9 protein-coding genes are annotated in these 11,257 nt (G+C 58.0%); 6 read left to right on the top strand and 3 right to left on the bottom strand.

The window, feature by feature from the left end; all coding sequences use genetic code 11:
- Positions 1-79 precede the first annotated feature (79 nt).
- On the top strand, positions 80-2,980 hold the full coding sequence (uvrA, locus tag NW852_RS05230; RefSeq protein WP_414372350.1) for an excinuclease ABC subunit UvrA: 2,901 nt from the start codon (positions 80-82) through the stop codon (positions 2,978-2,980).
- Positions 2,981-3,029: 49 nt separating this feature from the next.
- On the opposite strand, the gene hemW is transcribed toward uvrA, so the two are convergent.
- Positions 3,030-4,223 (bottom strand): radical SAM family heme chaperone HemW, encoded by a 1,194-nt coding sequence (gene hemW, locus NW852_RS05225; protein ID WP_414372352.1) that lies wholly within the window; start codon positions 4,221-4,223, stop codon positions 3,030-3,032.
- 51 nt (positions 4,224-4,274) lie between these two features.
- On the opposite strand from hemW, the gene hisH reads away from it, so the two are divergent.
- Both hisH and NW852_RS05215 read left to right on the top strand, forming a co-directional pair.
- Positions 4,275-4,925, top strand: a complete 651-nt coding sequence (gene hisH / locus NW852_RS05220; RefSeq protein WP_414366162.1) for an imidazole glycerol phosphate synthase subunit HisH — start codon at positions 4,275-4,277, stop codon at positions 4,923-4,925.
- A gap of 6 nt (positions 4,926-4,931) precedes the next feature.
- Positions 4,932-5,393: an EVE domain-containing protein gene (locus NW852_RS05215; RefSeq protein WP_414372355.1), complete on the top strand. Its 462-nt coding sequence runs from the start codon at positions 4,932-4,934 to the stop codon at positions 5,391-5,393.
- Between the two features lie 52 nt (positions 5,394-5,445).
- On the opposite strand, the gene surE is transcribed toward NW852_RS05215, so the two are convergent.
- Positions 5,446-6,225, bottom strand: a complete 780-nt coding sequence (surE, locus tag NW852_RS05210; protein WP_414372356.1) for a 5'/3'-nucleotidase SurE — start codon at positions 6,223-6,225, stop codon at positions 5,446-5,448.
- Between the two features lie 343 nt (positions 6,226-6,568).
- Here surE and NW852_RS05205 point away from each other — a divergent pair, with 343 nt between their 5' ends.
- Together NW852_RS05205 and NW852_RS05200 are read left to right on the top strand one after the other, a co-directional pair.
- Positions 6,569-7,234, top strand: coding sequence for a Crp/Fnr family transcriptional regulator (locus tag NW852_RS05205; RefSeq protein ID WP_414372358.1), 666 nt, complete (start codon positions 6,569-6,571; stop codon positions 7,232-7,234).
- A gap of 3 nt (positions 7,235-7,237) precedes the next feature.
- Positions 7,238-8,107 (top strand): alpha/beta fold hydrolase, encoded by an 870-nt coding sequence (locus NW852_RS05200; RefSeq protein WP_414426514.1) that lies wholly within the window; start codon positions 7,238-7,240, stop codon positions 8,105-8,107.
- Here the strand turns inward: NW852_RS05200 and NW852_RS05195 are convergent.
- A complete protein-coding gene (locus NW852_RS05195; protein ID WP_414426513.1) occupies positions 8,047-8,649 on the bottom strand; it encodes a DUF2518 family protein in 603 nt (200 codons plus the stop codon). The two genes, NW852_RS05200 and NW852_RS05195, sit on opposite strands and share 61 nt — an antisense overlap.
- A gap of 289 nt (positions 8,650-8,938) precedes the next feature.
- On the opposite strand from NW852_RS05195, the gene NW852_RS05190 reads away from it, so the two are divergent.
- Positions 8,939-11,257, top strand: a 2,319-nt coding sequence (locus tag NW852_RS05190) for a dynamin family protein (protein WP_414426512.1), incomplete at its 3' end; no start/stop codon positions are given.

Below are 11,257 nucleotides of genomic sequence, written 5' to 3'. Positions count from 1 at the left end.
TGTTCCTTAACTTTTGTTGTTTTTCGACTCGCCAATTTTGGGCAGAGTCTCCACCCACGCTGCACACAGAGGGGATGAGATGTCCGGCCAAAACGAAATCCATGTGGTGGGGGCGCGGCAGCACAACCTCAAAAACCTCGAGCTGCGGATCCCGCGCAATCGCCTGGTGGTGTTTACCGGCGTCTCCGGGTCTGGAAAATCTTCTCTGGCCTTCGACACCATCTTTGCCGAGGGGCAGCGGCGCTACGTGGAGTCCCTCAGCGCCTATGCGCGGCAATTTCTGGGGCAACTGGACAAACCGGATGTAGACCGCATCGAGGGCTTGAGCCCAGCCATTGCCATCGACCAAAAGTCCACCAGCCACAACCCCCGCTCCACGGTTGGCACCGTGACCGAAATCTACGACTACCTGCGGCTGCTGTATGGGCGGGCCGGGATCCCCCACTGCCCCCATTGTGACCGGGTGATTGCCCCCCAGACGGTGGATCAAATGGTGGACCAGATCCTGGCCCTGCCGGAGCGGACGCGCTTTCAGTTGCTTGCGCCCGTGGTGAGGGGAAAAAAGGGCACCCACGCAGCGCTCTTGCAAAGCCTGAGCCAGCAGGGGTTTGTGCGGGTGCGCATCGACGGCCAGGTGCGGGATCTCAGCGAGGAAATTGAGTTGGCCAAAACCAAGGCCCACACCATTGAGGTGGTGGTGGATCGGCTGGTTAAGGGCCCCAACATGGCAGAGCGGCTGGCCGATTCCCTGACCACCTGTCTGCGCCAGTCGGGGGGACTGGCGGTGGTGGAGCTCTTGCCCCGTGAAGACGAACGGGAACACCTGCTGCAAAAAGTAGCCGAGGTGGCGGGGCAGTACCTCAACGGCAAGCCAACGGAGCTGATCTTTTCGGAACAATTTGCCTGCCCCGAACACGGCTCCGTGCTGGGCGAGCTGTCGCCGCGGCTATTTTCCTTTAACTCCCCCATCGGCGCCTGTCCCGTCTGTCACGGCCTGGGCTTTGAACCCATCTTCGACCCCGACCGGATCGTGCCGGACCCCAAGCTCCCCCTCTATGCGGCCATTGCCCCCTGGGCGGAGCGGGAGAACCCCTACTATCTGGCCCTACTGGCGGGGGCTGCTAAGGCCTTTGGCTTTGAGCTCAGCAGCCGCTGGTGCGACCTTACCCCCGAGCAGCAGCAGCTCCTCCTCTACGGCAGCGACCAGGAGATCTACGTTGAGGCGGAATCCCCCCAGGGGAGCCGGGGCTACTACCGCCGCTTTGAAGGGGTAATCCCGCAGTTGCAGCGGCACTACCAAGAGACCACCGCCGAAACCTACCGGCAAAAGCTGGAGACCTACCTCACCTACCGCCCCTGTGCTGCCTGTGGCGGATCCCGGCTGCGGCCAGAGGCCCTGGCCGTGCGCGTCGGTGGCTACCGCATCACAGATCTCACCGAGATCTCCATCCGCGACTGCCTGCAGCGCCTGGAGCAGCTCCAGCTTACCCCCCGCCAAGCGCAGATTGCCGAGCTAGTGCTGCGGGAGATCAAAACCCGCCTGCAGTTTTTAATTGACGTGGGCCTTGACTACCTCACCCTGGCCCGACCGGCCATGACCCTTTCGGGGGGCGAGGCGCAGCGGATCCGACTGGCCAGCCAGATTGGCTCCGGCCTGACGGGGGTGCTCTACGTGCTGGACGAACCCTCCATTGGCCTGCACCAGCGGGATAACCAACGCCTCTTGCAAACCCTATTCCGCCTACGGGATCTGGGCAACACCTTAATTGTGGTGGAACACGATGAAGAGACCATTCGCGCCGCCGACCACATCGTGGACATTGGCCCTGGCGCTGGCATCCACGGCGGAGAAGTGGTGGCCCAAGGATCTCTAGCCGACATCCTAGCCTGCGAGCGCTCCCTCACCGGCGCCTATCTATCGGGGCGGCGGCGGATCCCAACCCCAGCTCAGCGGCGACCTGGCAAAGCCGTCTCCCTCAAGCTCACCGATGCCCACAAAAACAACCTCAAGCACATCGATGTGGAGATCCCCCTGGGCAAGCTGGTCTGCGTCACCGGCGTCTCCGGCTCCGGCAAGTCCACCCTGGTCAACGAGTTGCTCTACCCTGCCCTGCAACACTACCTCGGCCAGAAGGTGCCTAAGCCAACGGAAATGGGGGAGCTACACGGCATTGAACACATCGACAAGGTCATTGTCATCGACCAATCCCCCATTGGCCGCACCCCCCGCTCCAACCCCGCCACCTACACGGGCCTCTTTGATCCCATCCGCCAGGCCTTTGCCCAGACTCTAGAGGCCAAGGCCAGGGGCTATCACTCTGGCCACTTTTCCTTCAACGTCAAGGGGGGGCGCTGTGAAGCCTGCAAAGGGCAGGGGGTGAACGTGATTGAAATGAACTTCCTGCCGGATGTGTATGTTACCTGCGAAGTGTGTGGGGGCAGCCGCTACAGCCGCGAGACCCTCCAGGTCAGGTACAAGGGCAAAAACATCGCCGAAGTTCTAGACATGACGGTGGGGGAGGCGCTGGAGTTTTTTGCCGCCCTACCCCCTGCCGCCAAGATTCTACAGACCTTGGCCGATGTGGGCCTTGATTACATCAAGCTGGGGCAGCCCGCTCCGACGCTTTCCGGGGGGGAAGCGCAGCGGGTGAAGCTGGCGGCAGAACTGGCCCGCCGCTCCACCGGCAAAACCCTCTACCTGCTCGATGAACCCTCCACCGGCCTGTCCTTCTACGACGTTCACAAGCTCTTGAATGTTCTGCAGCGGTTGGTGGATGCGGGCAACACCGTGCTGGTGATCGAGCACAACCTGGACATCCTCCGCTGTGCCGACTGGATTATTGACCTGGGGCCGGAAGGGGGCGACCAGGGCGGCCAGATTGTTGCCGTCGGCACCCCTGAGGAAGTGGCCGAGCATCCCGGATCCCACACGGGGCGCTACCTAAAGCAGGCTTTGCAACAACATCCCCCCGGTCAGTAAGAAAGGGAGCGGATGCATGCCTAGTTGTTTGCACTATTTGCCCGGCAAACTAAGGAAAAAGCTCTGCAATGACTTCGTTGGAAAACAGCCAGCCCTCGGGCGGGATCAGTCGCAGTCGCCCTCCTTCGCAACTGGCCCAACCTTTTTCAAAATAGGGATCTAGACGCCGCAAAGCCTGCTCCACCCTCGCAGGGCCAAAGCGCTGCCGTAAAGTTGCCAAATCCAGCCCTTCCTGCAAACGCAGCCCCAACATCACCGTGTCCATCCAGATTTCTTCTGCAGAGGCCGGTGGCGGGAGAGGGTGAACTTGGGCTTTGACCTGTTCAAAATACTTATGGAGAGTTTTCGGCTGTTGAATGCGCCGCCCCCCTTCGTAGCCGACCGATCCCATGCCAAAGCCAAAGTAAGGGCGATTTTCCCAGTACACCCGGTTGTGGCGACAGGCATACCCAGGGCGGGCAAAATTGGAGATCTCGTAGTGGATGTAGCCGGCTTGGGTGAGCAGCTCCCGCGCCATCAAGTACATTGCAACTGTGATTTCCTCAGGGGGCAAAGGGGCATCCCCCGGTCGGTACATCCGGCCAAAGCGGGTTCCCGGCTCAATCGTTAGATCATAGATGGAGACATGGGTGGGGTTGATCTCAAGAACAGCCTGCAGCGATTGCTGCCAGTGCGCCAACGTCTGGTAGGGCAGTCCAAAGATCAAGTCCAGGTTGAAATTCGCAAAGCCCACTGCCTGCAAGTCGGCCACAGCTTCGTAAACTTCTTCCACTCCATGCAGGCGACCGCAGGCGGCCAGCAGCTCCGCTTGAAAGGCCTGTACCCCCAGGCTAATGCGGCTAACCCCCAGATCCCGGTAGCCCGCCAACTGCTCCCGCGTCAGGGTGCCGGGGTTGGCCTCGAGCGAAATCTCGCAGTCAGGATGTAAGGGGATCCTCTCCCTGAGTTGAGCCAAGATCCGGCCCAATTGCTCCACCGTCAGCAGGGAAGGGGTGCCGCCGCCAAAGAAAATGCTGGTCAAGGGTTGGGGATCCCCAGCCAAATGGCGGTAGCGGTAGGCCCCCCCGATCTCTTGGCAGAGCACCTGCACATAGGTTTCTATTAGCTCGCGCGTGCCTAGGCCGGTGGCAAAATCGCAGTAATGGCAGCGCTGCCGGCAGAAGGGGATGTGCAGATAGGCGGCCTCTGGCCAGCCAAGCTGAGTGGAGAGGGCAAAGTCTTCTGCGGAGGCTGCAACCACCATAGCTCCCTACCTTGCTAAAACCACTATACTGGTAGGCTTGTAAGGGATCCCATGAACGCTGTGCGCCTGGCGGTGATTGACTACGAGGCCGGCAACCTGCATTCGGCTTGCAAAGGGCTAGAGCGGGCTGGAGCCGAAGTGCAGCTGGTCACAGAGCCGGCTGGGCTGGCGGCTTTTGATGGCCTCGTTCTGCCGGGAGATGGGGCCTTTGACCCAGCCATGCAGCAGTTGCGGGCGCGGGGCTTTGTGGAGGCTATCCAAGAAGCAATCGAGCGGCAGCAGCCCTTTCTGGGCATCTGCCTTGGACTGCAGGTTTTGTTTGAGGGGAGCGAAGAGGGGGTGGAGCCAGGGCTGGGCCTTGTACCCGGACAAGTGCGACGCTTTCAACCGGAGCCAGGCCTGCGCATCCCCCACATGGGCTGGAACCAGTTGCACCTCACCCAGCCCCTGTCTCCTCTTTGGGCAGGGATCCCTGACCAAAGCTGGGTTTACTTTGTCCACTCCTATCACGCCGTGCCCGAGGATCCCAGCTGGGTGGCCGCCACTACCCAACACGGCAGCCAAACCTGTGTGGCCGCCCTTGCCCGCGGCGCCTTGTTTGCCACCCAATTTCACCCCGAAAAGTCTGGCCCTGTAGGCTTGAAGATATTGCAAAACTTTGTCGAGTTTGTTGCCCGTCGCTTGCCTGCTGCCCGAGCTTAGCGTTCTATGAACTACTGGTTGATGAAATCGGAGCCCAGCGTCTACAGCATCTGGGATCTGCAGCGGGAGGGCCAAACCCTTTGGGACGGCGTGCGCAACTACCAAGCCCGCAACTACCTAAAAGCCATGCAGGTGGGGGATCGCGCCTTTTTCTACCACTCCAACGCCAACCCCCCCGGTATTGCCGGCCTGATGGAGATCCGAGAAACCCAGGTGGTGGATCCCAGCCAGTTTGATCCCACCAGCCCCTACTACGATCCCCAATCAACCCCTGCAGCGCCCCGCTGGCACACGGTGCGGGTGGAATTCGTCGCCGCCTTTGAGCGCTTGATCCCTTTGGCCGAGTTGCGGGCCACTTTTACCCCTGCAGAGTTGGAGGTGGTGCGGCGAGGTACGCGCCTATCGGTGATGCCCGTTTCCCAAGCTGTTGCAGAGCGGCTGCTGGCCTTGGCGACCTCTTCTCCCTAGCTCTACCAGGTTGGAGCAAGCTAGCCGGGACTCCCTATCCTTGCCAAAACCTTCAAAAGCCAAAGGCTGAGAGGCCCCAGCGCTGCAAGCTCTCGAAAGCGGCGTAGGCCGTTAAATCCGGCTGCAAGGGCGTAATCGACACATAGCCTTCGGCAACCGCCCGCACATCGGAGCAGGGATCCACCTCCTCTTCCACCACCTCTCCTGCCAGCCAGTAGTAGGCCTTGCCACGGGGATCTACCCGTTTCTCGTAGAGATCCGTGTACTTGCGCCAGGCTAGGCGGGCCAAGACCATGCCGCGTATTTCAGCCAGCTCTAGCGGGGGCACGTTGACGTTCAACAGCATCGGCTTCTCTAAAGGCTTCAGGCTCAGCTTCTCCAGCAGCATCAGCACCACCTGGGCCGCCGGCTGAAAATCCTGGTGGGTAAAGCTGGCCAGGCTCACCGCTAGGCTGGGGATCCCTTCCAACAACCCTTCCATGGCCGCTGAGACGGTGCCGGAGTAGAGTACATCGGTGCCCAAATTGGCTCCCTGATTGATGCCGGAAATCACCCAATCGGGGGGGCGGTCCAGTAGCCCATCCAAACCCAGCTTGACACAGTCCGAAGGCGTGCCGGAACAGGCCCAGGCTTGCACCTCTGGCGGAAACCCCTCCCGCACCGGATCCACCCGCAGCGGTTTGTGCAGCGTCAAGGCGTGGCCGGTGGCCGAGCGCTCCCGATCCGGGCACACTACCGTCACCTGGTGCCCGCCTATCTGAGCCAGCGCTGCCGCTAAACACTGCACTCCCGCCGCTTGGATGCCGTCATCGTTGCTCACGAGAATGTTCATCGGTGCCCCTCCTCACCGCCTCCAAGCAACCCGGCTGCCCTCATCATGCTATCTGCTGCCAAGCCTACAGCCGGCCAGGAGCCAGGAAAAAACGAAGAGTGCGGCTTCCGCATGTTATTATTGAGCGTAGCCCTGTGAACAACATCCGTATAACCACGGTGTTGTTCTATGAATCTTAAGTGTCATTATGAAGCTAAGGTAAAGCCACTGCCGAAGTTCCCTTCCTCCTGGTTTATCCTTCCGCTAGGGTCTGGCCTTTTCTTTCAAACTCTTTTGATGGCTCGATGGAGCGGAAGAGGCGGCAAAGTTCATCTAGTTACTCAATTGACAGGAAGCCTATCCCATGTCCCTAGTTTCCATCACATCGGCAGCGGAGGCTCAGGAATGGCGGGAACTCTGCCAGTGGGCCGAAGAGCACTACCGCTGTCGCACTTTTCCCAAGGACGTGCGCATCCCCACCCGTCCGGGCCTGGTCTACATCCCCCAAGAAGGCGTGGTGCGCCTAGTTAGCCAAACGCCGGAGCGGCGGGAGGTTTTTGTCGGGTTTATCACACCCGGCGTGCCCTTTGAGCTGAGCAACCCGGAGCGCTTTGAGCTAAAAGCTTGCACCCATGTCGATCGCACCACGGTAATGTGGTTTTACTGGCAGGATCTGGAGCAGTGGCCCTATCTGCACCAGAAAGTTCAAGAAAGCTTCCGTCAGCAACTGCAACGCAAGTTGCTTTGGTTAGGCAACCTGGGCCAACGGCGTGCCATTGACCGCCTCAAGGGCTTCCTAACGCTGTTGATTGAAGAGTACGGGCAGCTCTGTGAGCAGGGGATGTACCTTCCCTGGACTCTGACCCACGCCCAGATTGGGGACGCCATTGGGGCGACCCGTGTAACGGTTACTCGCTTGCTGGGATCCCTGCGCTCGAAAGGGTTTGTGCAGGTGCTGGATCAAAACTTAATTTGCCTTCCCAACGGGGTGAAGCTGCAGTCCGTGCCAAAAAAGGCGGCTAGCGCCTAAGCTATGGGCCTGCAGCTCTACTACCGTGCGTGGGGAGAAGGGATCCCTTCCCTGCCCATCCTACTGCTCCACGGCCATCCGGGCAATGCTGACTGCATGGAAGTTTTTGCTGAGGCGGTGGCGGGGATGCACCCCTGTGTGGCGCCGGATCTGCGTGGCTACGGGCGTTCGCAGGTACGGGATCCCTTTGAGATGGCAACTCACCTAGAGGACTTGCAGGAGCTGCTGGATTGCCTGGGCTGGCAGGAGTGTCTGGTGTTGGGCTGGTCGTTGGGTGGGATCCTGGCCCTGGAGTTGGCCTTGCGCCTGCCGCAGCGGGTCAAGGGCTTGGTTTTGGTAGCCAGCGCCGCCTGTCCTCGTAGCAACCATCCCCCCATCACCGTTGGGGATCAGCTTAACACCGGCATTGCTTCGCTGCTCAACTGGCTTTGGCCCGGCTGGAGTTGGAACATCAACACCTTTGGCCGCCGCTCTCTCTACCGCTACCTCATCCAGCAACACACCTCAACCGCCTATCGCTACTTGGCCCAGGTGGCTTTGCCTGCCTATCTGCACACCTCTCCCCAAGCCCGCCGCGCTTTGCGCACCGCCCTGCAACAGGGCTACAACCGTGAGGGGGAGCTGCAGCACCTGCGCCTACCTGTGTTGCTCCTCGCCGGCGAGCGGGATCGCCACATCACCGCCGCTAGCAGCTTGGCCACCGCCCGCCTTCTACCCCAGTGCACCTGCATTGTCTATCCCGATGTGGCCCACCTCTTCCCGTGGGAGATCCCTGAACAGGTAGGACGGGATCTGCGTCGCTGGCTTAGCGCTCAGGACTGGGACAAAGGGAGCTCTTCTAACCCACCCTCAGCGGAAGGAGCCGCAGCCTGAACTTGGACCAGCTTGCGCAGCCGGGCAAAGGCCTCTTCCTCCAGCCGGATCTGCTGCTGCTGCTGTTCTTCCGGGGTGCGCAGGCGTTTTCCCAGCGGCTGTTGCAGCGTGCCCAAAAGTAAGGGCTCGGAGACGCCCGGCTCAGGGTGGATGACGGTGCGGGCCTGCAGGGTAAATACCGGCGAGCCGGTGGAGAAGCGACCGGAGGACGCCAAATCGCTGGCCGCCTGCTTCAGCGTGAGGATCAGGTGCTCTGGGGTAATGTCCGGGCTGACGGCGATGACCGCCCGCTCTGCCCCTTGGTCATAGACCGTGGTGTAGGGGGCAGCGCCGGGAATGCGGGAGCGAAAGATCGGCCCTAAACTGAGGGCAAAACAGCCCGCCGTTAAGACCAGCGTAAAGGCCGTGTAGCCCACCAGCGAAAACTTCCAAGGCCAGTTGCGGATCCAGGCCAGCAGGGTAAGCAGAGCCAGCAGACCCGCCACCCCCAGCCCCACCTGGGTGGCAGAGGCGAAGAAAGATTGCAAGGATCCATCCATCATTTACAGGGAGAAGGAGTTCGGACTCAGCAGTCTCATCTTAAGCAATCTGGCAATCCTCTCAACTGCTTGCTGGCTCTAGCCGGGAGGAGATAGGCTTGCGACTCCATCTGCCAAACCAGCTCTCGCTGATCCCAGAAGTGCCGGCAGCTCTGTGCCTTTTAGAACTGTTTTTTATGCTACTGAATGAGCATTGCTGGCAAGAAGAACGCTGAAAACAATGCGAAGGAAACGAACGACGGTATCAGCAAGATGGATATAATGCCAGCGAAGCGGCTTGAGAACTGTTGGCATGTCATCTTCAACCCTATCTGATGGAGCGCATCACCGGCTTGATTCTATGGATCCCTCGGTAGCTTTGCAGACCGCGAGAGACTCACTATTTGACCTCGGCAACCTCACCGCTGGGATCGTTAACGAATACCACGACGTAGTCAGCAACTCCGTGCTGCTGGAGAAGCTGGAGGACTTTCGGGTTGTCTACGAAGAGGCCGTTGCCCGCCTGCGGAAGCCCTCCTTCCGGATTGCCACCATTGGCACCACCTCTTCAGGTAAGTCCACCATTGTCAACGCTCTCATTGGTCGGAAAATCGCGCCTATCGAGGCCCAGGAGATGAGTGCCGGGATCCTGCGGATTAGGCACGGCGAGCGGAGCAAGTTAGTTATCCACAATACAGAAGGAGCCACCTGGGAATGCGGCACGTGGGAAGACCTGAGGGACGAAGAGATCTACAGCAGGCTCAAGCTGACAATGGAGGCCTACCACCAAGAGCGGCGAAAGAAGAGGAAGAAGGAGGATGAAGCCGACGTGGGCATCCCTCAGATAGACGTTGAGTGTCCGCTCCTTCCTGTCAGGGCTTCTTCTCTGTTAAACCTGCCTGAGGGCTTACAGGTTGAGATTTATGACTTGCCTGGCCTGAACTCAATCCAAGATAGAACAAGCCTCAGGATCATCCAAGAGCATGTCAGCAAGTGTTTTAGCCTTGTTGCACTGGATTACTCTCAGACAGATTGGCAAAGACGAGAAGCCCTCTTGAGAGAGCTAAAAGATGTTGTGGAGTTTCTCCGAGGTCAAACTAGCTTGATGATTTTCTTGCTCAATAGGGTTGACATGCGAAATCAAACCGACAACCCTCTAGAGCAAAAGGTCGAGGAGCTGAGAGAGGAAATTAAGGAGATTCTGGATCTTCCAGAGCTGCCTTTTATCATTCCGCTCTCTGCTAAGGCGCTCTTCTATGCCCAATGTGCCTGGGGAGCCAACTCTTCCGAAGGATCGGATGTGGATCCCAGTACTAGACAATGGATGCTCAGCGCTCTTTTTGAAGACTGTGCTAATCTCATCAAGGCTTCTACAAGAGGTGATAGGGAGCTGAAGTCTTGGATAGCAGACCTTGAAAACAAAGTCGAGGAAGGGCAGGCAATATCTGACAATGACACTAGGCTCTTGCTTGGCTACATCCGAGAGTGGAGCGGCGGCAACTTGCTATGGAGGGCATTGCGAGAAAGGATTCAAGCAGACACTGCAAGAGTTGTTATTCTCCCGGCAGTGCTACAAGTGATCAACTCAGCTAGAGAGATTAGCAGTGCCCTAGATGTCATAATCAATACAAGACGAATTCAGACGCTAGAGGAAGTAGATAGGCAAAGAAAATATATTCAAGAGAGACAAGAGCAATGCAAGGAAGCAATCAATCAAGTTGCCCAATCGTTTATCGCTGACATTACAGACTTACTCAACCAAGTTGCCAGTGCTAGTGGCACTCCTGAGTCCCTATCAAAGATTGAGGAGGAAGCCAGAAAGAAGGGCTGGCAGGGGTTTCCCGATTTTATTGACTTTGTGGATGAGCAAGTTAAAGATTTGATTAATAAAATCATCGCTACAGTTCGAGATGCACTCAAGCAAGAAATTGGTGTTTATCCGCTAGAAGATTCTCTGAAAGAAGTGATCCCTGCTCACATTGCCAACCTCGTTGCTAGATCTTGCGACATGACACTCAGAACGTTGAGGGATTGTGAGTGTCAGGGAGACAGCCTGATTCTGAGAGTACCTGTTGAGGAGAAAACCAAAAAGCCTCATGAGAAGATAGAAAGAGCTGAGCGCGCTGTTTTAGCTCTCTACCAATCGGTTAGGGACGCTCTCGAACATAGGGCCGAGTTTCTGTTACAGGCGAAGGCTCAAACTTTTGAGAGATTTGCGAACTCATTGATCTCTCAGCTTATTGCAAACCTTATTGGAGCCGTTGAAGAAATCCTCACAGTCTCTGAGGAAGATAAGCTAGGGATCCAGGAATTGATTCAAACTGGCGTTAAGCTGAGAAGCGAGCCCTTGCGCCTTACGCAAGATGTCTTTCTCTTTAATAAAAGAGCAAAGATAGAGACTACAAAGAAGGACAAAACTACAATAGTCGAGGAGCCTAGATCTTGCTTTGGAGGCAAGAAGTACAAGATAGCTAAAGTTGGGACGGAGTTCTATCAACAGCTAATTGTACCCAGCTTCGATAAGATGGCTGAGGAGTGGTCAAGCGGAGCAGATGCTGGTAAGCGAAAATTGTGGCAAGTTCTGAAAGAATGGATCATAGGTTACATGGAAGAACTAAGAGAGGCTACTCAA

This window comes from Synechococcus sp. H60.1 (assembly GCF_047462335.1).
Lineage (GTDB): Bacteria > Cyanobacteriota > Cyanobacteriia > Thermostichales > Thermostichaceae > Thermostichus.
Note: the sequence above shows the minus strand (reverse complement) of the source record. Positions and strands in the feature narration are given on the sequence as shown.

Bases quoted from the DNA above. Each gene is read 5' to 3' on its own strand.
- uvrA (WP_414372350.1), top strand. From the start codon at position 80: ATGTCCGGCCAAAACGAAATCCATGTGGTGGGGGCGCGGCAGCACAAC.
- hemW (WP_414372352.1), bottom strand. From the start codon at position 4,223: ATGGTGGTTGCAGCCTCCGCAGAAGACTTTGCCCTCTCCACTCAGCTT.
- hisH (WP_414366162.1), top strand. From the start codon at position 4,275: ATGAACGCTGTGCGCCTGGCGGTGATTGACTACGAGGCCGGCAACCTG.
- NW852_RS05215 (WP_414372355.1), top strand. From the start codon at position 4,932: ATGAACTACTGGTTGATGAAATCGGAGCCCAGCGTCTACAGCATCTGG.
- surE (WP_414372356.1), bottom strand. From the start codon at position 6,225: ATGAACATTCTCGTGAGCAACGATGACGGCATCCAAGCGGCGGGAGTG.
- NW852_RS05205 (WP_414372358.1), top strand. From the start codon at position 6,569: ATGTCCCTAGTTTCCATCACATCGGCAGCGGAGGCTCAGGAATGGCGG.
- NW852_RS05200 (WP_414426514.1), top strand. From the start codon at position 7,238: ATGGGCCTGCAGCTCTACTACCGTGCGTGGGGAGAAGGGATCCCTTCC.
- NW852_RS05195 (WP_414426513.1), bottom strand. From the start codon at position 8,649: ATGATGGATGGATCCTTGCAATCTTTCTTCGCCTCTGCCACCCAGGTG.